Origin of the sequence: Variovorax boronicumulans (assembly GCF_009811375.1) — a bacterium.
Taxonomy (GTDB): domain Bacteria; phylum Pseudomonadota; class Gammaproteobacteria; order Burkholderiales; family Burkholderiaceae_C; genus Variovorax; species Variovorax boronicumulans.
The window spans coordinates 959,281-977,792 of record NZ_BKDH01000001.1 but is presented as its reverse complement, the minus strand read 5'-3'; the positions used below and the strand labels follow the sequence as shown (position 1 = coordinate 977,792).

General features: G+C 69.6%; 23 protein-coding genes. 8 read left to right on the top strand and 15 right to left on the bottom strand.

What is annotated here, in order from left to right:
• Window position 1 precedes the first annotated feature (1 nt).
• From VHAB30_RS04650 to ylqF, 4 genes are all read right to left on the bottom strand, one after another.
• Entirely contained in the window at window positions 2–706 is a 705-nt protein-coding gene (locus tag VHAB30_RS04650) for an ABC transporter ATP-binding protein (protein ID WP_062476970.1), read from the bottom strand.
• A gap of 125 nt (window positions 707–831) precedes the next feature.
• Window positions 832–975, bottom strand: coding sequence for a type B 50S ribosomal protein L36 (gene ykgO, locus VHAB30_RS04645; RefSeq protein WP_159275985.1), 144 nt, complete (start codon window positions 973–975; stop codon window positions 832–834).
• Window positions 976–1,078: 103 nt separating this feature from the next.
• Window positions 1,079–1,543 (bottom strand): Fur family transcriptional regulator, encoded by a 465-nt coding sequence (locus VHAB30_RS04640; RefSeq protein ID WP_159275984.1) that lies wholly within the window; start codon window positions 1,541–1,543, stop codon window positions 1,079–1,081.
• Window positions 1,544–1,597: 54 nt separating this feature from the next.
• The gene (gene ylqF, locus VHAB30_RS04635) at window positions 1,598–2,575 is read right to left on the bottom strand and encodes a ribosome biogenesis GTPase YlqF (RefSeq protein ID WP_159275983.1); all 978 of its coding nucleotides are present in this window, start codon (window positions 2,573–2,575) and stop codon (window positions 1,598–1,600) included.
• 215 nt (window positions 2,576–2,790) lie between these two features.
• Here ylqF and bamE point away from each other — a divergent pair, with 215 nt between their 5' ends.
• The 3 genes from bamE (at window position 2,791) to VHAB30_RS04620 (ending at window position 4,450) form a co-directional block, all read left to right on the top strand.
• Window positions 2,791–3,393 carry an outer membrane protein assembly factor BamE domain-containing protein gene (bamE, locus tag VHAB30_RS04630; protein ID WP_062476980.1) on the top strand — a complete coding sequence of 201 codons (603 nt, stop codon included), beginning with the start codon at window positions 2,791–2,793 and terminating at the stop codon, window positions 3,391–3,393.
• Window positions 3,394–3,553: 160 nt separating this feature from the next.
• Window positions 3,554–3,982, top strand: a complete 429-nt coding sequence (locus VHAB30_RS04625; protein ID WP_070062567.1) for a CBS domain-containing protein — start codon at window positions 3,554–3,556, stop codon at window positions 3,980–3,982.
• Window positions 3,983–4,087: 105 nt separating this feature from the next.
• The gene (locus VHAB30_RS04620; RefSeq protein ID WP_062476985.1) at window positions 4,088–4,450 is read left to right on the top strand and encodes an HPF/RaiA family ribosome-associated protein; all 363 of its coding nucleotides are present in this window, start codon (window positions 4,088–4,090) and stop codon (window positions 4,448–4,450) included.
• A 12-nt stretch (window positions 4,451–4,462) separates the two neighbouring features.
• On the opposite strand, the gene VHAB30_RS04615 is transcribed toward VHAB30_RS04620, so the two are convergent.
• The 7 genes from VHAB30_RS04615 to VHAB30_RS04585 all read right to left on the bottom strand — a co-directional run bounded on the left by VHAB30_RS04615 (window position 4,463) and on the right by VHAB30_RS04585 (window position 9,791).
• Window positions 4,463–4,930, bottom strand: a complete 468-nt coding sequence (locus VHAB30_RS04615; RefSeq protein WP_159275982.1) for a MerR family transcriptional regulator — start codon at window positions 4,928–4,930, stop codon at window positions 4,463–4,465.
• Complete coding sequence (locus VHAB30_RS04610) at window positions 4,920–5,336, bottom strand: nuclear transport factor 2 family protein (protein WP_159270919.1); 417 nt, start codon at window positions 5,334–5,336, stop codon at window positions 4,920–4,922. The genes VHAB30_RS04615 and VHAB30_RS04610 overlap by 11 nt, the downstream gene beginning before the upstream one ends.
• A gap of 104 nt (window positions 5,337–5,440) precedes the next feature.
• Window positions 5,441–6,367, bottom strand: a complete 927-nt coding sequence (locus VHAB30_RS04605; protein ID WP_062476995.1) for an SDR family NAD(P)-dependent oxidoreductase — start codon at window positions 6,365–6,367, stop codon at window positions 5,441–5,443.
• 112 nt (window positions 6,368–6,479) lie between these two features.
• Window positions 6,480–6,860 (bottom strand): response regulator transcription factor, encoded by a 381-nt coding sequence (locus VHAB30_RS04600; protein ID WP_139706529.1) that lies wholly within the window; start codon window positions 6,858–6,860, stop codon window positions 6,480–6,482.
• 152 nt (window positions 6,861–7,012) lie between these two features.
• Window positions 7,013–8,569 (bottom strand): glutamate--cysteine ligase, encoded by a 1,557-nt coding sequence (gene gshA, locus VHAB30_RS04595; RefSeq protein WP_095746179.1) that lies wholly within the window; start codon window positions 8,567–8,569, stop codon window positions 7,013–7,015.
• Between the two features lie 165 nt (window positions 8,570–8,734).
• A complete protein-coding gene (locus tag VHAB30_RS04590) occupies window positions 8,735–9,052 on the bottom strand; it encodes a putative quinol monooxygenase (RefSeq protein WP_062477003.1) in 318 nt (105 codons plus the stop codon).
• A gap of 76 nt (window positions 9,053–9,128) precedes the next feature.
• Window positions 9,129–9,791 (bottom strand): alpha/beta hydrolase, encoded by a 663-nt coding sequence (locus VHAB30_RS04585; protein WP_070062612.1) that lies wholly within the window; start codon window positions 9,789–9,791, stop codon window positions 9,129–9,131.
• A gap of 175 nt (window positions 9,792–9,966) precedes the next feature.
• Between VHAB30_RS04585 and VHAB30_RS04580 the strand changes: the two genes are divergently transcribed.
• Together VHAB30_RS04580 and VHAB30_RS04575 are read left to right on the top strand one after the other, a co-directional pair.
• Window positions 9,967–10,446: a Fur family transcriptional regulator gene (locus VHAB30_RS04580; RefSeq protein WP_159275981.1), complete on the top strand. Its 480-nt coding sequence runs from the start codon at window positions 9,967–9,969 to the stop codon at window positions 10,444–10,446.
• Between the two features lie 16 nt (window positions 10,447–10,462).
• Entirely contained in the window at window positions 10,463–11,116 is a 654-nt protein-coding gene (locus VHAB30_RS04575; protein ID WP_159275980.1) for an FMN-binding negative transcriptional regulator, read from the top strand.
• Window positions 11,117–11,129: 13 nt separating this feature from the next.
• On the opposite strand, the gene zigA is transcribed toward VHAB30_RS04575, so the two are convergent.
• Complete coding sequence (zigA, locus tag VHAB30_RS04570) at window positions 11,130–12,323, bottom strand: zinc metallochaperone GTPase ZigA (protein ID WP_159275979.1); 1,194 nt, start codon at window positions 12,321–12,323, stop codon at window positions 11,130–11,132.
• A 110-nt stretch (window positions 12,324–12,433) separates the two neighbouring features.
• Between zigA and VHAB30_RS04565 the strand changes: the two genes are divergently transcribed.
• On the top strand, window positions 12,434–12,850 hold the full coding sequence (locus VHAB30_RS04565) for a hypothetical protein (protein WP_159275978.1): 417 nt from the start codon (window positions 12,434–12,436) through the stop codon (window positions 12,848–12,850).
• Between the two features lie 24 nt (window positions 12,851–12,874).
• Entirely contained in the window at window positions 12,875–13,453 is a 579-nt protein-coding gene (locus VHAB30_RS04560; protein ID WP_159275977.1) for a GNAT family N-acetyltransferase, read from the top strand.
• A gap of 6 nt (window positions 13,454–13,459) precedes the next feature.
• On the opposite strand, the gene VHAB30_RS04555 is transcribed toward VHAB30_RS04560, so the two are convergent.
• Together VHAB30_RS04555 and VHAB30_RS04550 are read right to left on the bottom strand one after the other, a co-directional pair.
• Window positions 13,460–14,371, bottom strand: coding sequence for an SDR family oxidoreductase (locus VHAB30_RS04555; RefSeq protein ID WP_159275976.1), 912 nt, complete (start codon window positions 14,369–14,371; stop codon window positions 13,460–13,462).
• Window positions 14,372–14,435: 64 nt separating this feature from the next.
• Window positions 14,436–15,308, bottom strand: coding sequence for a helix-turn-helix transcriptional regulator (locus VHAB30_RS04550; RefSeq protein ID WP_159275975.1), 873 nt, complete (start codon window positions 15,306–15,308; stop codon window positions 14,436–14,438).
• Between the two features lie 92 nt (window positions 15,309–15,400).
• Here VHAB30_RS04550 and VHAB30_RS04545 point away from each other — a divergent pair, with 92 nt between their 5' ends.
• On the top strand, window positions 15,401–16,060 hold the full coding sequence (locus tag VHAB30_RS04545; RefSeq protein WP_159275974.1) for a glutathione S-transferase: 660 nt from the start codon (window positions 15,401–15,403) through the stop codon (window positions 16,058–16,060).
• Here the strand turns inward: VHAB30_RS04545 and VHAB30_RS04540 are convergent, their stop codons facing one another.
• Window positions 16,061–18,457 carry a PepSY domain-containing protein gene (locus VHAB30_RS04540; RefSeq protein ID WP_159275973.1) on the bottom strand — a complete coding sequence of 799 codons (2,397 nt, stop codon included), beginning with the start codon at window positions 18,455–18,457 and terminating at the stop codon, window positions 16,061–16,063.
• Window positions 18,458–18,512: the final 55 nt, after the last annotated feature.

Sequence of the window (18,512 nt, the reverse complement as noted above, 5' to 3'; positions counted from 1 at the left end):
GTCAGGCCCTCATGTGTTGCAGGTAGAGGGACTGCAGGTCGGTCTGGCCGATCTGCGCGCCGTCGAGGCTCTCGACCAGCCGGCCACGCTTCATGATCCCGACGCGCGTGGCGGTCTGCTGCGCGTGGAACAGGTCGTGCGTGGTGGTGAGCACGGCCACGCCACGGTCGGCCGCGCGGCGCAGCAGGTCGGAGAACTCGGCCGCGGCGTGCGGGTCGAGCCCCGAGGTGGGCTCGTCGAGCAGCAGCGCCTTGGCCTCTTTGGCCAGCGCCACCGCGATCCATACCTTCTGGCGCATGCCCTTCGAATACATGCTGACGCGCTTGTCGGCGGCGGCGTGGTCGAGCCCCACCTCGGTCATCAGCGCAAGCAGGCGTTCGCGCGGCAGTTCGTGGCCCAGCGCCAGGCCGGCGAAGAAGCGCAGGTTTTCCAGGCCCGAGAGCGTGCCGTAGAGCGTGACCTGCTCGGGGATGTACGCCACGTCCTGCTTGGTCGCGACCGGGTGGCGCGTGACGTCGGTGCCGTTGATCTGCACCGTGCCGTCGGTCGGCGCGATGAAGTTCAGGAACAGGTTGATGGTGGTCGTCTTGCCCGCGCCGTTGGCACCCAGCAGGCAGTAGATGTCGCCGCCGCGGATGTCGAGGTCGAGACGGTCGAGCGCGGTGTGCGCGCCGTAGCGTTTGGTGAGGCCGGAGGCTCGGAGCATGGCGGAGGGATTCCGATGGAAGGAAGAAGGAAAGGAAAGACGCGCGCAGGCACGCCCCGGCGTGGGCACGCCGATGCGGTCATCGAATGGGGAATGAAGGCGACGGCGGCAGAGCCGCCGAATGCTCAGCGCTTGTTCTTTGCGCCGCCTTGCCGCGCCTTGAAGCGCGGGTTGGACTTGCAGATGACGTAGGTGCGGCCGCGCCGCGTCACCACCTGGCAATCGCGGTGACGCTTCTTGGCTTCCTTGAGCGAGGACAGGACTTGCATGTGCGTGGCCGGGGAGTTCGTTCGGACACGCGAATATACGTTATTGCGAATTCATTCTCAATAACTTTGTTGACCTTCCCCGGCATCCGGGGCCCTGCCGTCGTCAGTGCGGCGGATGCGCCTTCGGCGCTTTCGCGCCGGCGTCGACACAGGCCACGCACAGGCCATGCAGCGTGACCTCGTGGTGCGTCACCTGGAAGCCCTTGGGGGCGAGGTCATGCATCGGCCCCGGGCACGCGTGCAGCAGGAACACCTGGCCGCAGTGCGAGCAATGGAAGTAGTGATGGTGGTGGTGCCCTGCATCGCCACCCTCGCCTGCGCCGTGCGAATGGTGGTCGTGCGGATCAGCCTTGCAGGCCACTTCATAGCGCGCGGGCTCGCCCGGCAGTTCGACCTTTGCGATCTCGCCGTCGGCCAGCAGCAGCGAGACCTGGCGGTACACCGTCGACAGGCTGATCTCGGGCACGATGGCCCGTGCGTGCTCGAGGATTTCGGGGGCGGTCAGCACGCGGCCGGCGTCGCTGAAGGCGGAGAAAACGGCGTTGCGCTGGCGCGTGAGACGTTGCATGTCTCGATGATAGGGGCGGCCCGCGCGGCCTTCAGCGAGCCGCGCGCAAGACCTTCACGCGTCGGCCGCTGAGCCGCCGTCTGTCTCGGGCGCTTCGGGCTTTTGCTTGCCCTTCTTGCCGCGCGCCGCCTTCTTCGCGGCGCGCTCGGCATCGGCGCGCTGGCCGGCGGCCAGCCACTGCGCGAACTCCTCGGGCGTCTCGAGCGTGATGCGCCCCAGGTTGCCGGCGCGGAACTCGTGCATCACGATCTCGGCGGCCTTCTGCAGGTTGACCTTGCCCTTGCCCAGCAGCGCGCCGCGCTTGCGGCCGATGGTGTCGAGGACGTCTTCGTCCTTCATGCCGCCCAGGGTGGCGGCATCGAGCTCGACGAGCTTGAAGCGCGCGACGATGCCCTCGGCGTAGTTCGCCTTGAGGTAGTCGAGCAGCTCCAGCGCCACTTCTTCCTCGTCGAAGGCATTGCGCCCCACCGCGCCGCTGGCCGCGAGGTTGTAGCCGCTCTTGGGCACGATGATGCGCGGCCACAGCATGCCGGGCGTGTCCCACAGGTAGAAGTCGTCGGCCAGCGTGATGCGCTGCTCCAGCTTGGTGATGCCGGCCTCGTCGCCGGTCTTGGCCTTGCGCCCGCCGGTGAGCGTGTTGATGAGGGTCGACTTGCCCACGTTGGGAATGCCGCAGATCAGCACGCGCATCGGCTTGGCCATGCCGCCGCGGTTGGGCGACAGCTCGTGGCAGGCGCGCACGATGCGCTGCGCGGGCATGGTCAGGCTCGCATCGAGCGCGATGGCGCGGGTGTCGGGCAGCGCGTTGTAGTGCGCCAGCCAGGCCTCGGTGCGCACGGGGTCGGCCAGGTCCTGCTTGTTGAGCACCTTCAGCGTGGGCCGCCCGGCCGTGAGCTCGGCCAGCATCGGGTTGGCGCTGGAGCCGGGCAGGCGCGCGTCGAGCAGTTCGATCACCACGTCGATGTCCTTCACCCGTTCGGTGATGGCCTTCTGGGTCGAATACATGTGACCGGGGAACCACTGGATCGCCATCGATGGATGCTCTTTCTTTCGCGCTGTCTGGAAGGGACCGGCCTCGCAGGCCGGGTGCGCATTGTGAACCGGGAAACGGACCGATTCCTCGATGCTGCGCTTTTGATAGCACCAACTGGCGTATTCACTGGCTTGTTGGCCGCAAGATCACCCCTAGAATCCGCGCGCTGCGCCCGCAGCCGTTTCAAAAAGTCACACCGAGGGAGATCCTTTTCATGGTCCAGCGCCTTGCCGCCGCCGCCCTGCTCGCGGCCACCACCATCCTGTCCGCCACCGCGGTGCACGCCCAGCGCCCGTCGCCCCCGCCCGGTCCGCTGACCGACGGTTTCCTGTGCTGCAACATGCGCACCTACGGCGACTCGATCAGCGACATCAACTACGACGAACAGGGCACGAGCATCGTCCCCGTGGGCACGCCGGCGCGCATCACGGCCTACGACTTCCGCTTCTTCAACCTCGATCTCGCGGGCAAGCCCCAGCGCATCAAGAACGACTACAGCCGCAACATCACGCTGATCGACTTCGCCAAGCGCTACGTGGTCACCGAAGACCCGAAGCGCAAGATCGCCAGCTTCCCGCCTGCGGTGGGCGCCGCCATCCTCGCGGGCAAGGTGATGCCGGGCATGACGCGCGAACAGGTGCTGATGGCACTGGGCTACCCGGTGGCCAGCGAGAACCCGAGCCTGGACGCGCCGGTGTGGCGCTACTGGCGCGACAGCTGGTCGGAGTTCCAGGTGAACTTCGACGCGCAGGGCCTCGTGAAGGACGTCGCGGGCAATGCCGTGGCGCTGAGCCGCGTGCTGGCCGCCGCGCCCTGAGCACCCTTGATCATCCCCGGGTTCGTGTGCGCGGCATGACACGCGCAACACCCGGGAGGGTTTTGCATCGCGAAGGGCGATTCCGCCCCTATGATTTGTCCGAAGCACGGCGCCGCCACGTGCGTCGGCCGGATCGAAACCCCTGAATGGAGTGCCTGCGATGAAACCCGTCTCCGAACTGCTCAAGCGCCACGATTCCGCCGCCTGGCGCACCTCGCCCGACACCAGCGTGTTCGACGCGCTGGCCACGCTGGCGCATTTCGAAGTGGGCGCGCTCATGGTGATGGACGGCGAAAAGCTCGTGGGCTTTTTGTCCGAGCGCGACTACACCCGCAAGGTGGCGCTGCAGGGCAAGAACTCGAAAGAGATGAAGGTCGCCGAGATCATGACGCCCGACGTGATGACCGTCACCCCGCAGACCCGCACCCGCGCCTGCATGGCGCTCATGAGCCAGCGCAAGTTCCGCCACCTGCCCGTGGTCGACGGCGACAAGGTGGTCGGCATGATCTCCATTCAAGACCTGATGGACGACATCATTTCCGAGCACGAGCAGACCATCACGCAGCTGACCAGTTACATCCAGAGCTGAGCACGCGGCCATGCCCCGGCAAAAAGGGGCAACACACCTACGCACAGGGGCACTCTTTCGGGTGCACAGTGAAGGCTCGTTCACCATCCAGCAGGGACATACGCAATGCAGATCCAGGTCAACACGAGCAATGGCATCACCAACAAGGACACGCTGGAGCGCTGGGCAGACACCGAGATCAAGCAGCACCTGAGCCGTTTCGTCGAAGACGTGACGCGCGTCGAGGTGCACCTGAGCGACGAGAACCACGACAAGGCCGGCGGCGGCGACAAGTGCTGCGTGATGGAAGCGCGCCTGGCGCACCACCAGCCGCTCGCGGTGACACAGCACGCCACCAGCCTCGACGAGGCCTTCCGCGGCGCGGCCGACAAGCTCAAGCGCCTGCTCGACAACACGCTGGGCCGCCTCAACAATCACCGCGCCCGCGATTCGATCCGCCGCGACGGCGAGGGCTTCGTCGCCGAGTAGTCGAGTCGAAGCTCAGCGCGCCGGCTTGCGCTTCGGCGCGGGCAGGTGCTGCGGCGTTTCCACCGGAATGAGCGGCGGGCGCCGCCCGCCGGCCATCCAGGCGTCGTAGAAATCGATCTTGCGATCGACCAGCGACAGCGCCTGCTGCCAGTCGGCAATGGTCTGGTGCACGCGCGCGCGGTGCGCCTCGAGCAGATCGCGCCGCTGGCGCAGCGTGGCCTTGCCCTGCAATGCGAGCGCCGTGTAGTCGCGCATCTCGGCGATCGACATGCCGGTGCGGCGCAGCCGGTCCATCAGGTCGAGCCAGCCCACATGCAGTTCGCCATACACGCGCCGCCCGCCCGCATCGCGCGCCACGCCGGGCACGAGGCCCTGCGATTCGTACCAGCGGATGGCGTGCACCGTGCGGCCCGTGCGCGCGGCCAGCTCGCCGATGTGGAACGACGGCGTGGCGGCGACAGTGGCGGGATCAGCCGGCATGGGCGGTCGGCGCGTCGAGCGCCCGCTCGACCAGCGCGGTGTCGAAGTACTCGGTCAATGTTTTCACCTGGCCTCCTTCGAGTCGGTAGACGTAGCAATAGCGGTTGTTGTAGCGCTTGCCGGCCTTGGTGGGCACGTCGCCGCTGAACAGCACCACCACGCGGTCGCCTTCCGCAATGATGCATTCGGTCTTGCTCACATAGGGCCCGGCGAACTGCCCGAACAGCGGCTTGATCAGCTCCTCGCGGATCGCCTGCTTGCCCTGGTAGGTGCGCGACCAGGGCGTGCTGCCTTCCAGCGTCCAGCTGGCGTCGTCGGCGAGGCTGTCGATGAAAGCCTGGCCGTTGCCCCTGTCCAGCTCCGCGTGGATGCGCTGGACCAGGGCCTTGTTGTCGATCGTGTGCATGGCGTGATTTCCTTGGATGAATGAAGACACCGGACATCCGGTGAATTCATTGGAAATGCTCGAGTGCGCTCGAAGTCAAGCGCCATGCACCGCGTGACGAAGGCTCAGCGTCGGCCGGCGTTCGCCTGGCCCTTGGCAACTTCGTTCGCGCCCTGGGCGGCGCCGCTTTGCGGCACGGCCTCGCCCTCGCGCGCGGTCACTTCCGACAGGCGCGCGGCCAGCTGCTCGGGCGTGTCGGCGGCAATGCCCAGCCAGGCGCCCTGCGTCAGCGTGATGTGGGCGGCCTCGAAGGTGCCGGCGCCGGCACAGAGGATGGTGCGGTTGGGCGCGTCCTGCGCGGCCAGCACCAGCATTGCGGGCACCACGGCCTCGGGGCGGAAGGCCTCGAGCATGTCCTTGGGGAACAGGTCTTCCGTCATGCGCGTGGCGGCGGTGGGCGCCAGGCAGTTCACGCGGATGTCGTTCTTGGCGCCTTCGATGCTCAGCGTTTGCATGAGGCCCACCAGCGCCAGCTTGGCGGCGCCGTAGTTGCTCTGGCCGAAGTTGCCGTACAGGCCCGACGAGGAGGTGGTCATCACGATGCGGCCGTACTTCTGCTCGTTCATGAGCGCCCAGACGGCCTTGGTGCAGTTCACGGCGCCCATCAGGTGCACGTCGACCACGAGTTTGAAGTCGTCCAGCTCCATCTTGGCGAAGCTCTTGTCGCGCAGGATGCCGGCGTTGTTCACCAGGATGTCGACGCGGCCCCAGGCGTCGACCGCCTGCTTGACCATGGCCTGCACGGCCTCGAAGTCGGTCACCGAGGCGCCGTTGGCAATGGCTTCGCCGCCGGCCGCCTTGATCTCGTCGACCACCGCCTGCGCGGCGCTGACCGAGCCGCCCGAGCCGTCGCGCGCGCCGCCCAGGTCGTTGACCACCACCTTGGCGCCGCGCGCCGCCAAGGCCAGCGCATGCTGGCGGCCCAGGCCGCCGCCGGCGCCGGTCACGATGGCCACGCGGCCCTGGAAGTCGATGGAGGTGCTGTTGCTCATGAGGTCTCTGCTCGCTGTCTGAACGGTGTTGGTAAAGGTTGCCAATTGACAACAACCCAACGTTTTACCTCAGTTCCCCGCCCCGTTCGCCGCCGGGCGCCCCCGGCGGGAGTCACCCATGCGACGGCTGGACGGTGGCGCAGTACGCCACCAGCTGGTCGAGTTCGGCCGATTTGTCGAAGAAGGCATCGGCGCCCAGCTGCTGCGAGCGCAGGCGCATGTCGGCGGTGGCGTAGTTGCTGAGCACCACCACCTTCTGGTGCGGCGAGCGCTGGCGGCAGGCGTTCAGCACGGCCAAGCCGTTGCCGCGCTGCAGGAACAGGTCGACGATGGCCAGGTCCCAGTCGCTCTTGTGGTCGCGCAGCCAGTCGAGCGCTTCGTCGGCGGTGCTGGCCGAGGCGATCACGTGCGCATCGACCACGTCCTCGAGAAAGTCGACCAGGTTCTCGCGGATCACCGGACTGTCCTCGACCAGGTAGGCATGGAGCGTCATGGTGGGTGTCTCGGGTCCGGAACTGGGCAGCGCATGACGCCATCTTCGGGGCTGGCCGCCGCGTCACGGTGAGCCGGACAGGTCAATGGCTGTAGGCCATCGGCCAGCGGCGCTGTCGGCATGCGCCGGCCGGCGCCGCCGGGGTGACCGTCTCAGGCCGCGACCGGCAGGCGGCCGGGGGCCATGCCCAGGCGCGCCGGCGAGACGTACTGCTCGCGGTAGATCTCGAAGGGCATGGTGTCGGCCGCCTCGATGCGCTTTTGCGCCTGGATCGACTCGGCCGTCATCTGCTCGAACCCGGCCTGCTGCGCGGCCGAGAACGGCAGCGCGAGCAGCGCGGCGCGGGTCTGCTCCGACTGGGCGCGCACGAAGCCGACGAAGGAGTTGCCGTGCTGCTGCTCGATGGCCGCGAGCACCCGGGCAGAAGGCAGGCTGTCGGGGTTCTCGAGGCCGGCCTTGGCGGCGCGCACCGCGTCGACGTGCTGCGTGCCGCCCTGCGCCGCATCGAGCGCGGCGGCAATCGGCAGGCACTGCTCGACCAGCTCCAGGCCCCAGTCGGTGAGCGCGACCTCGCGCCCGTCGCGGCGCAGCTTCAGCCCCGGCTCGCGGCCGCGCGCGGCCGTGAGGTGCTGGTTCTGCGCCAGGTCGGCGATTTCTTGCGGCGTGTCGTCGGGGCTGTCGTTCAGCAGGCAGTGCAGCAGGAACACGTCGATGAAGCGCATGGTCTGCGCGTTGATGCCGACGGTCTCGAAGGGGTCGAGGTCCATCAGGCGCACCTCGACGTACTCCACGCCGCGCTCGCGCAGCGCATGCAGCGGGCGCTCGCCGGAGTGGATCACGCGCTTGGGGCGGATCGTGCCGTAGAACTCGTTCTCGATCTGCAGCAGGCTGGTGCCCAGCTGGTTGTAGTCGCCGCCCAGGTTGCGGATGCCGATGGCCTCGTAGGCTGGCCACGGGCGCGTGAGCGCGTCCTGCAGCGAGGCGCCGTAGCCCTCCAGGCTGTTGTAGCTCACGGCCAGCGAGGCCTGCGCCTCGCTCTGGTAGCCCAGGCGGCCCATGCGCAGCGAGGTGCCGTGCGGCATGTACATGCTGCCGTCGCCCAGCGGCTGCAGCTCGTGCGGGCGGCCCGCGACAAAGCTCGAACACAGGGCCGGCGAGGCGCCGAACAGGTACAGCAGCAAAAAGGCCTGACGGCGGAAGTTGCGGATCAGCGCAAAGTACTCTTCGCTCGACACCTCCGGCAGCGACCAGTTGTAGTGGATGCCCGAGATGGTCTGCATGCGGCGGCCATAACGGTGGCTCAGGCCCATGCGGTACACGCTCTTGGCGCGGCCCACGTTCGACGAGCCGTAGCGGCCGATCGGAATGGTCTCGTCGGTCGGCAGGCCGCAGGGCATGCTCGACACCCACAGGCGCTCGTCGCCGAGCTGGTCGAGCACGCGGTAGGTGAACTGGTGCACCCGCGTGAGCTCTTCGAGCGCCGACTCCACGCCCGCGTGCACGCCCGTGATGAGTTCGAGCTGCGATTCGCTGAAGTCGGTCGTGATGTGCGGATGCGTGAGCGCCGAGCCCAGCGCCAGCGGATGCGGCGTGAGGGCCAGCTTGCCGTCGGGCAGCGCGCGCAGGCTTTCCTTCTCGATGCCGCGACGCATTCCCTTCAATCGCGCGGCCGGGAGTGCACCCAGCCTCTCCTGCAATCTGTTGCTCATGTTCTTATGACCCATCAATCTTCTGTGGGGCTGGAAGGTAGCACGGGCGGACAGGCACTGCTGAAGCAGGGAATCCCGCATCCGGCTATGCTGTTTTTTGCTACTTTTTTCATAGCTACCCTCTCAAATACCACCGGCCTTGCGGCGCGCAGCGGGGTTCGAAATTCAGGCCTTGGCGCGGCCCGCCGCGAGGTCGATCTCTTCCGACTGGTAGACATGGATCGACGGCACGCCGTCGGCCATGGCCGCGAGCGCCTTGCCGAAAGCGCGCGACGCATCGACGCGAAAGTGCGCCTGCAGCGCCGCCATGTCGCTCCAGCGCTCCACGAAGGTGAGCTGCAGCGGGTCTTGCACGTCGGTCGTGACGTCATGCGAGATGCAGCCGGGCTCGGCGCGCGAGCGCAGCACGTGTTCCACGCTGATGGCCAGCATCGCCTGCAGGGTGTCGGCCTTTGCCAGCGCGTGTCCGATGACCAGGATCATGGGGGTCTCCTTCTGTGCGTTCTTTCGGGGTGACAGGATCAGGATGGATGCGCGCGCGGCCCGGCGTGGCGGGCCTTCAGCCGAACACGCGCAGCAGGAAGTGGTTGAGGTCGGCGATCTCTTCCATGCAGACCGAGTGCGCCATCTGGTATTCGTGCCATTCGACGGGGTGGCCCAGCGCCACCAGCGCGTCGCGCGACTGTTCGGCGCGCGCCAGCGGCACCACCGGGTCCTGCCGGCCGTGCGCGAGGAACACGGGCGTGTCGTGGTTGGCGCCGTGGCGCTCGGCCGCCGTGGTCGCGGCGATCGGCAGGTAGCCCGAAAGGCCGACGATGCCGGCCAGCCGCTCGCCGTGGCGCAGCCCCGTCATCAGCGCCATCGCGCAGCCTTGCGAGAAACCGGCCACCACGATGCGATGGGCGGGGATGCCGCGTGCCTTCTCGTTGGCGATGAGGGCCTCGATGCTCGCCTGCGAGCGGCGCAGGCCGGCCTCGTCCTCGCGCGCCACCAGATCGGCCACCGCGATGTCGTACCAGGCGGGCATCTCGTAGCCGCCGTTGATAGTCACGGGAATGACGGGCGCGTTGGGGAACACGAAGCGCACCGGGCCCACGGCCGACAGGTCGAGTTCGCCGGCGATCGGCACGAAGTCGTTGCCGTCGGCACCCAGGCCGTGCATCAGGATCACCGAGGCGGTGGGGTTCGGGGCGGTTTCGATTTCGATGGGGGGACGGGACATGGTCAACGAAGGTATTCAGGAATGCGAATGCCCGGACCTTAGCGCATTCGGGCGACCCGGGCCGCGGCGAAACGGCCGGTTGGCTGACTTGCACCTCGCAACATCCGCGCCTCGGGCCGCCCCGGCGCCCTTGCCGGCACAAGGGAGCGCCGGATGCAACACAATGGCGTTTCGCATGAAGACCACCCCGAACCCGTCCCCGAAGACCTCGTCGCCCCGCCCCGCCTTCGACAGCGAGGCGCTGCTGCGCGGCAGCGGGCTGCGCGTGACGCGCGCCGCCCAGACCGTGCTCGAGCTGCTCGAACACGGCTCGCAGCCGCTGACCCACGAGGAAGTGGCCGCCGCCTACACCGCCGCCACGGGCGAGCCGCCCGACCGCGTCACGCTCTACCGCGTGCTCGACCGGCTGGTCGAGGCCGGCCTGTGCGACCGCCGCGTGGGCGCAGACCGGGTCAACCGCTTCGCGCGGCACGTCGACACCGCCTCGGGCAACACCTTCGAATGCGACCAGTGCCACAAGGTGCTGGCCCTGCCCTCCGACCCCGAACTGCCCAAGGTGATGGGCCGGCTCGGCAAGGCGCTGCGCAAGCAGGGCATCGACACGCGGCACACGGCGCTCACGCTGCACGGCATGTGCGGCGACTGCGCTCGATAGTTTCATCGCGCTGCACGTGTACGTCTCCCGGCACCACCGCCAGCCCGACCTCGGCGCGAGCCACGCGCTGATCGACGCGCATCCGCTGGGCGCCTGGGTCGTGCCGGGCGCCGACGGGCTGGTCGCCAACCACCTGCCCTTTCTGCTCGACCGCTCGCGCGGCCCGTTCGGCACGCTGCTCGGCCACGTGTCGCGCGCCAATCCCGTGTGGCGCCAGCTCGATGCCGCGGCCCCTTCGGTCGTGATGTTCCAGGGGCCGCAGGCCTACATCACGCCCGGCTGGTACCCCGGCAAGGCCGAGCACGGCCAGGTGGTGCAGACCTGGAACTACGCCGTCGCGCACGCGCACGGCATCGCGCGCACCATCGACGACGAAGCCTGGCTGCTCGACCTGCTCGCGCGGCTGACCGCGGCGAACGAGGCCGGCCAACCCGTGCCCTGGCAGACCACGGACGCGCCCGAGACCTTCATCCGCAAGCTGGCGCGCGCCGTGGTGGGCATCGAGATCCCCATCGACCGCCTCGAAGGCAAGCTCAAGGCCAGCCAGGACGAAGCCCTGCAGGACCGTCAAGGCACCGTGCAGGGCCTGGCCGCCGTCGGCAGCGAGAACGCGTCGGCCATGGCGCGGCTGGTGCAGCAGGCGATGCAGCCCAACAGCGCCGGCGACTGAACCGCCCGCGCGCTCACACGTTCCACGACGGAAACGGATCGGGCAGGTTCTGCCACCACGAGGGGCCGAAGCGCATCTCGTTGGGCGTGAGCAGGCAGGCATCGAGCCGCGCGCGCAATGCGGCCTCGTCCATGCCGATGCCGATCAGCACCAGCTCCTGGCGCGCATCGCCGGTGGCGTCGTCCCAGTTCTTGCGGATGAGTTCGAGCCCGTCGGGGTCGGTCGGCCAGTGCTCGCGCGGCACGGCCGCCCACCACAGGCCCGCCACGCCGTAGCGGCAGGCGCCGCCGGCCTGCGACCATGCACCCGCGCGGGTCGGCCGGCTCGCGAGCCAGAAGAAGCCCTTGGAGCGCACCACGCCCTCCCACTCGCTCTGCACCAAGTCCCAGAAGCGCTGCGGATGGAACGGCAGGCGCGAGCGGTAGACGAAGCTGCGGATGCCGTAGGCCTCGCTCTCGGGCACATGCTCGCCGCGCAGCTCGGCCAGCCAGCCGGGCGCCTGCTCGGCCTGCTCGAAATCGAACAGGCCCGTGTCGAGCACGCGGTCGAGCGCGACGCGACCGAATTCCGATTCTTCGATGCGCGCACGCGGGTTGAGGCTGCGCAAGATGGCCATCAGCCGCTCGCGCTCCTCGCCCGTCACGAGGTCGGTCTTGTTGACCACGAGCACGTCGCAGAACTCGATCTGCTCGATCAGCAGGTCGACCACCGTGCGCGTGTCTTCGTCGCCCAGCGACTGGCCGCGCTGGCCCAGGCTGTCGGGCGAGCCGTAGTCGCGCAGGAAGTTGAAGGCATCGACCACCGTGACCATGGTGTCCAGCCGCGCCACGTCGGCCAGGCTCTGGCCGTCCTCGCCCGCGAAGGTGAAGGTCTCGGCCACGGGCAGCGGCTCGGAAATGCCGGTCGACTCGATCACGAGCTGGTCGAAGCGCCCTTCCTTGGCGAGCCGCTTCACCTCGATCAGCAGGTCTTCGCGCAGCGTGCAGCAGATGCAGCCGTTGCTCATCTCGACCAGCTTCTCGTCGGTGCGCGACAGCGCGGCACCGCCTTCGCGCACCAGCGCGGCGTCGATGTTGACCTCGCTCATGTCGTTGACGATCACCGCCACGCGGCGGCCCTCGCGGTTGTGCAGGATGTGGTTGAGCAGCGTGGTCTTGCCGGCGCCCAGGAAGCCGGACAGCACGGTGACGGGAAGGCGATCGGCCATGAGGGCAGGCTCCATAGTTGCAACAGAATTGCATTATATGGATTGACGCAACTCAGTTGCATTTATTGCAGACGCAACCGACATGCGCACGCTCGCCTACCATCCGGCACATGACCGATTTCTCTGCCTTCGTCGCCCCGCCGCCCTCCGACGCGCCGCACGCGGCCGTCGTCGCCGCCGCGTCGGCCTGCCTCGACCGTTTCACGGCCGCGTTCAATGCCTCGGACACGCGCGGCATGGACGCCGAGCTGCACTTTCCGCACACGATGCTCTCGGGCGCGCAGCGGCTCGACTGGCCCGCGCCCGGCCGGCACCCGGTGGATTTCTTCGACACGCTCAAGGCCGGCGGCTGGGCGCGCACGCAGTACGAAAAGAAGGAGCCGGTGCTCGTGAGCCACGACAAGGTGCACTTCGTCGTGCACTACACGCGGCGCGATGCGGCCGGCGCGGTGCTCAGCACGCACGCCAACCTCTGGATCGTCGTGCAGGCCGAGGGGCGCTGGGGCATCGCCCTGCGCTCGTACTGATCAAAGCAACAAGGACTGTTTCCCATGTCCCTTTCCGCACTGCAACTCGTCTGGCCCTCGCCCGAGCACCTGCCTGGCTACATCGCCGCACTGGAACGCGGCTGGTCGCCCAACAACCTGCGGGCCGAAGCCGGCCTGGAAGAACTGGCGCTGATCCGCGCCAACCCCGACGGCTTTCTCGCCGGCCTCGTCGACCGCGAGGCCAAGGGCCCGCCCATCGCGCTGCCCACTGGCGGCACCGTGCCGCGGCTGCCGGGCTACCGGCGCTGGCTGTGGGACGGCGAGTTCTGCGGCAGCATCCAATTGCGCTGGCAGCCGGGCACCAACGCCCAGCCTTCGTACTGCCTCGGCCACATCGGCTACGGCGTGGTGCCGTGGAAAAGCGGCCGGGGCTATGCCACCGCCGCGCTGCGCGCGCTGCTGCCCGATGCGCGCGCCATCGGCCTGGACCACGTCGAGATCACGACCAGCACCGACAACCTCGCCTCGCAGCGCGTGATCCGCGCCAACGGCGGCGCGCTGGTCGAGGAGTTCATCACCGAGCCCGGGCTGGGCGGCGCGCCCGAGCTGCGCTTTCGCATCGACGTGCGCGACCTGCGCTGACGCGCCCTACAGCTCGAACGCCTCGACCTGCCGCCCGTCGATGTCGGTGAAGCCGTAGGCACGCGCCAGGTCGGCCACGCGCAGCACCTGGCCGGTCTTGTCGAGCACCTGCGCATCGGCTGCCAGCGCGGCCACGGCGCGGCCCAGGTAGCGCGGCGACTCGGTGCGCGCCAGCGCGGGGCGCTCCTGCCAGTGCGCTTCGTCGGTCTTGTGGCCCGCGAGCACGAACTCGGTGCGCATCCAGCCCGGCGACACCGCCACCGAAGCCACGCCGTGCGGCTGCAGTTCCTGCGCGATGCCGAAGGCCAGCCGCGTCATCGATGCCTTGGCGAGGTCGTAGAACAGGTTGCCGCGCAGGTAGTGGCCGCGGTCCCAGAAGGTGGTGGTGACGATCAGGCCCTGCTTGCGCGCCACCATCCCCGGCGCGGCGCAGCGGCTGGCCACGAGGTGGTTGCGCACGCCGCGGTCGAACATCGAATCCCAGTTGGCGAGCGGGTGCTCCCAGAACGGCGCCTCGAAGACACCCGTGAAGCTTTCGTGGCCGCCCCAGGCGTTGTTCACGAGCAGGTCGAGCCGGCCCTGCTCGCGCTCGACGCGCGCGAACAGCGCCGCCACCTCGCCTTCCTTCGTGTGATCGCAGGCCACGGCAATGCCGCGCCCACCGAATTGCGTGACCTCCTCGGCGGTGTCGTCGATGGTGCCGGGCAAGGCGGCCAGTTCGGACAGGGCGAGCAGCTGGCCGTAGCTGTCGGCCGGCCGCGCGCGGGTGCTGCGCCCGGTCACGTACACGGTGGCGCCGGCCGCGCCCAGTTCCTGCGCGATGCCGCGGCCCGCGCCGCGGCTGGCGCCGGTCACCACGGCCACGCGGCCCGCCAGCGGACGGTGCGCGGCGTCGGGGGTAGAGGGGGCTGCTGTCATGTGTCGTTGCTCCTTCGTTCGGTGAGGGTCCTTGGGCAGGACGAGCCGCCACGATAGGCCGGCCTCAGCGCGCCGTCTTGGAAGAAACCGAAACCCGGCGCCCGAGGAACTCGGTGGGCGTCACGCCGCACAGGCCGCGGAACTCGTTGACGAGGTGCGACTGGTCGTAGAACCCGTGGTCCGACGCCATGTCAGCCCAGGCCGGCGCGCTGTGCAGGCGCAGCGCGCGCAGGCAGGCATGCAGCCGCGCGAGCCGGCCCCAGGCGCGCGGCGACAGCCCGACGTGCGCATGAAAGAGCTGCTGCAACCGGCGCTCGCCCACGCCGACCGCCTGCGCCACCTCGCGCAATGCCTGACGCCCGTCGGCGGCGGCGATGAGCCGCGCGGCGTGCATCGCGGCGGCCGGCGGCGTGCCGTCGCCGGCTTTCTGCAGGCGCTTCACCAGAGCTTGCTGCAGCAACTCCGCGCGTGCGGCATCGCCGCGCGCTTCGGCCATGCGCGCGAGCAGCGTCGTGCCCTCGCCGCCCCAGAGTTCGTCCAGGTGCACCGCGCGGCCCGCGATCTCGCCGGCCGGCACGCCCAGCAGCGCTGCCGCCGCGCCGGGGCGCAGCGCCACCGACAGGCCTTCCACCGTGTCACGCATCCGCACCACGGCGGGCGCGGCGAAGGCGCCGATGGCTTCGACCGCCTGCCCCGGCGCGTCGTCGGCCGAGGGCGCATCGCCGAAGTTGAAGACCAACCGGATCGCGCCGTCGGGCAGCACGCGCTCGCGCACCTCGTGGCCGGGCGCGAAGGTCTCGCGGTACATCAGCAGGTGCGAGACATGCGACCGCAGGGCCGGTGCGATCGGCAGCACCTGCAGCGTGCCGTCGGGCACGCCCGACTCCGGCCCGTGCAGCGGGTCGTCGTGAAGCCGGAGGAAAAGGCGTTCGCCCATGGCGGTCGATTGTGAGGAAAAACCCGCCGCCGCGCGACCCGGCGGGCACGGGCCGACAATCGGCCGGCTCCGCTTGTCCACCTGTCGTTCGCATGCCCGATTCCGCCCTCCCCGTGCTCTATTCGTTCCGCCGCTGCCCCTATGCGATGCGGGCCCGGCTCGCGCTGGTGGCGAGCGAACAGCGCTGCGAGCTGCGCGAGGTCGAGTTGAAGCGCAAACCCGCCGAGATGCTCGCGGCCTCGCCCAAGGGCACTGTCCCCGTGCTGGTGCTCGACGGCGGTGCAGCGGTGCTGGAACAGAGCCTGGACGTGATGCTGTGGGCGCTGCGCCGCCACGATCCGCTGCGCTGGCTGACGCCGGAGCGCGGCACGCTCGACGACCTGCTCGCGCTGGTGGCGGCCTGCGACAACGATTTCAAGCCGCTGCTCGACCGCTACAAGTACCCGGCGCGCTACCCCGCATCGGAAGGCTCGGCGCGCGACGAGGGCTTGCGCTTCCTGCAAGGGCTCGAAGACCGGCTCGCGACGTCGGCACAACTGGCCGGCGCGCACGCCACGCTGGCCGACGCGGCGCTCATGCCTTTCGTTCGCCAGTTCGCGATGGTCGACGTGGCCTGGTTCGACGCCCAGCCCTGGCCGCGCCTGCAGGCCTGGCTGTCGGGCTGGACCGCGTCAGAGCTGTTCGCGCGCATCATGACCAAGTACGCGCCCTGGCAGGCGGGCGAACCGGGCGTGAGCTTTCCGCCCGTTTGATCAGTAGACGTCGCGGCGGTAACGGCCTTCGGCGATGAGCGCGTCCATGCCGCTCTCGCCCAGCACCTCGGTGAGCGCCGCATCCACGCCCGGCGCCATGCCTTCGAGGCTGCCGCACACGAAGACGATCGCGCCCTCTTCGTCCACCCACTGCTTCAACGCTTCGGCGGCCTCGCGCAGGCAGTCCTGCACGTACACGCGCTGCGCCTGGTCACGCGAGTAGACGAAATCGGCGCGCGCCACGAGGCCGCCGGCCTGCCATGCCGCGACCTCGTCCGCGCCGAAGCCGTCGTGCGCCGCCTGCCGTTCGCCGAACACCAGCCAGTTGCGGCCGTGCCCTCGGCGCGCACGCTCGCGCAGCAGCGCGCGCAGGCCCGCAAAGCCCGAGCCGTTGCCGATGAAGATGCAGGGCCGCGCATCGTCGGGCAGCGCGAAGCCCGGGTTGGCGACGAGGCGCAGCGCGAGTTCGGTGCCCATCGGCGCGCCGACCGTGAGCCAGCCCGAGGCCACGCCCAGGCCGTTGTCGTGCCGCGCCTGCCGCACCAGCAGCTGGACGGCGCCGTCAGACGGAATCGACGCGACCGAATAGCTGCGCGGCGCGGGCGCCGGAGTGCCGTCGTCGTGCATCTGGCGCGGCACGATCTCGACCAGTGCGCCGGGCACCCAGTCCATCGCGCCACTGCCATCGACGCGCCGCAGCTCGATTTCGAACAGCGGATCGCCCTGGCTACCCGCATTGAGCAGGCGCCGGCCGTCGAGCCGCCAGGCCTCGAAAGCCGGTGCGGTCGACACAGGCCATGCGGTATCGCGCACCCCGAAGGTCTCGCGCAGCGCATCGTGCCAACGCGCGAGCGCCACCGGGTCTTCGCCGTCCACCTCGATCATGGGGAACAGCGGCTGCGCACCCTGGTTGTGCAGGTCGTGGTCGAGCTTGCGGCCGAAGCCGCAGAAGGTCGCGTAGTGGCGGTCGCCGAGCGCGAGCAGGCCGTAGCGCAGGTGGCGCAGGCCCGGGCCGCTCTGCCGCGCGAACGCACGGGCGAAGGCCCGCGCGCTGTCGGGCGGCTCGCCCTCGCCGAAGCTGCTCGCCACCCACAGCACCTGACGGAAGTGCAGCAAGGCGTCAGCGCTCAGTGCCGACACGGGCCGCACCACCGCCGCGACACCGGCCGCCTGCAACGCACCGGCCGTCTGCAGCGCGAGGCGCTCGGCATGGCCGGTCTGGCTCGCGAAGGCGACCAGCACCTGCCCCGCATCGCCCGCCGGGACGGGCACGGCGGCCGCGTCGAGCCGCGCACGCTCGGCGCGCACGGCCTTCGCAGTGCGGCGGCGGCCGAGGTACATCATCCAGCCGCTGATCGCGAACAGCGCGAGCCCCCCGCTCGTGAGCATCATCACGATGCGCCCCGGCAGGCCCCAGTAGGTGCCCATGTGCAGCGGGTAGATGCTGTTCACGAGGCGGCCCGCGAGCGGCTTGTCGGCATAGCGTTCGTGGCGCAGCGTCTCGCCGGTCGCGGCCTGCAGGTACAGGCGGTTGCGCGCGCGCTCGTGCTCGGGGTGCGTGCGCAGGTAGACGGCCTCCACCTGCGTGCCGTTGCGCGCGGGCAGCCGCAGCGTCACCTGGGTCCAGTCGCCGCCCGTGGTGTCGGCGAAGGCCTGCCAGACGCGCGCCAGGTCGAGCGTCACCGGGGCGTCGGCCGGCGCGCGTTCGGCGCGCACCACGCGGCCCTCGCCGACCGCGCCGTCCACCGCCTTGCGCAGCCCGTCGAAGGCCCAGTACATGCCGGTGGTGGTCGACACCACATACGCCAGCAGCGCGACGGTGCCGATCACGGCATGCAGGTTCCACAGGAAGGCACGACCGCGCAGCGCGAAGTCGATGCGCAGCCACTGGCGCCACGCGAAGGGCCGGCGCGGCCAGCGCAGGTACAGGCCCGACAGCGCGAGCAGCAGCAACAGGCCGGCCAGCGAGCCGGTGATGGGCTTGCCGTCGTCGCGCGGCAGCAGCAGCCAGCGGTGCAGCTCCTCGACGAACTCGAAGAAGTGCTCGCCCACTGGATCGGGCAGCAGCGCGCCGGTGGCGGGATCGGCGAAGCGCGTCTCGCCGCGCCGCTCGCCCGGCGGCGGCGCGAACCCGATGCGCGCGGGGCGCCCGGGCTCGGTCGACACGGCGACGGTCGCGATGCGTCGCCCGGGCATCTCGGCCTGCACGCGCGCAACGAGCGCAGGCGGGGCCAATGCGGGCGCGGCCGAGGCCGCCGGGATCGGGTTCAGCAGGTCGGTGATCTCGGCGCGGAACGACAGCGTCGCCCCGCTCAGGCCGATGACGACCAGCACGCTGCCCGCCGTGATGCCGATGAACCAATGGATCTGGAACCAGACGCGTCGCAGCAAAGCCATGAAAAACAGAAGAAAACGAGAAACAGGAAGCCCCGCCAAGGCGGGGCGCGCGGGT

Excerpts from the sequence above, each read along its gene's own strand:
- VHAB30_RS04650 (WP_062476970.1), bottom strand. The coding sequence starts at position 706 with ATGCTCCGAGCCTCCGGCCTCACCAAACGCTACGGCGCGCACACCGCG.
- ykgO (WP_159275985.1), bottom strand. The coding sequence starts at position 975 with ATGCAAGTCCTGTCCTCGCTCAAGGAAGCCAAGAAGCGTCACCGCGAT.
- VHAB30_RS04640 (WP_159275984.1), bottom strand. The coding sequence starts at position 1,543 with ATGCAACGTCTCACGCGCCAGCGCAACGCCGTTTTCTCCGCCTTCAGC.
- ylqF (WP_159275983.1), bottom strand. The coding sequence starts at position 2,575 with ATGGCGATCCAGTGGTTCCCCGGTCACATGTATTCGACCCAGAAGGCC.
- bamE (WP_062476980.1), top strand. The coding sequence starts at position 2,791 with ATGGTCCAGCGCCTTGCCGCCGCCGCCCTGCTCGCGGCCACCACCATC.
- VHAB30_RS04625 (WP_070062567.1), top strand. The coding sequence starts at position 3,554 with ATGAAACCCGTCTCCGAACTGCTCAAGCGCCACGATTCCGCCGCCTGG.
- VHAB30_RS04620 (WP_062476985.1), top strand. The coding sequence starts at position 4,088 with ATGCAGATCCAGGTCAACACGAGCAATGGCATCACCAACAAGGACACG.
- VHAB30_RS04615 (WP_159275982.1), bottom strand. The coding sequence starts at position 4,930 with ATGCCGGCTGATCCCGCCACTGTCGCCGCCACGCCGTCGTTCCACATC.
- VHAB30_RS04610 (WP_159270919.1), bottom strand. The coding sequence starts at position 5,336 with ATGCACACGATCGACAACAAGGCCCTGGTCCAGCGCATCCACGCGGAG.
- VHAB30_RS04605 (WP_062476995.1), bottom strand. The coding sequence starts at position 6,367 with ATGAGCAACAGCACCTCCATCGACTTCCAGGGCCGCGTGGCCATCGTG.
- VHAB30_RS04600 (WP_139706529.1), bottom strand. The coding sequence starts at position 6,860 with ATGACGCTCCATGCCTACCTGGTCGAGGACAGTCCGGTGATCCGCGAG.
- gshA (WP_095746179.1), bottom strand. The coding sequence starts at position 8,569 with ATGAGCAACAGATTGCAGGAGAGGCTGGGTGCACTCCCGGCCGCGCGA.
- VHAB30_RS04590 (WP_062477003.1), bottom strand. The coding sequence starts at position 9,052 with ATGATCCTGGTCATCGGACACGCGCTGGCAAAGGCCGACACCCTGCAG.
- VHAB30_RS04585 (WP_070062612.1), bottom strand. The coding sequence starts at position 9,791 with ATGTCCCGTCCCCCCATCGAAATCGAAACCGCCCCGAACCCCACCGCC.
- VHAB30_RS04580 (WP_159275981.1), top strand. The coding sequence starts at position 9,967 with ATGAAGACCACCCCGAACCCGTCCCCGAAGACCTCGTCGCCCCGCCCC.
- zigA (WP_159275979.1), bottom strand. The coding sequence starts at position 12,323 with ATGGCCGATCGCCTTCCCGTCACCGTGCTGTCCGGCTTCCTGGGCGCC.
- VHAB30_RS04565 (WP_159275978.1), top strand. The coding sequence starts at position 12,434 with ATGACCGATTTCTCTGCCTTCGTCGCCCCGCCGCCCTCCGACGCGCCG.
- VHAB30_RS04560 (WP_159275977.1), top strand. The coding sequence starts at position 12,875 with ATGTCCCTTTCCGCACTGCAACTCGTCTGGCCCTCGCCCGAGCACCTG.
- VHAB30_RS04555 (WP_159275976.1), bottom strand. The coding sequence starts at position 14,371 with ATGACAGCAGCCCCCTCTACCCCCGACGCCGCGCACCGTCCGCTGGCG.
- VHAB30_RS04550 (WP_159275975.1), bottom strand. The coding sequence starts at position 15,308 with ATGGGCGAACGCCTTTTCCTCCGGCTTCACGACGACCCGCTGCACGGG.
- VHAB30_RS04545 (WP_159275974.1), top strand. The coding sequence starts at position 15,401 with ATGCCCGATTCCGCCCTCCCCGTGCTCTATTCGTTCCGCCGCTGCCCC.
- VHAB30_RS04540 (WP_159275973.1), bottom strand. The coding sequence starts at position 18,457 with ATGGCTTTGCTGCGACGCGTCTGGTTCCAGATCCATTGGTTCATCGGC.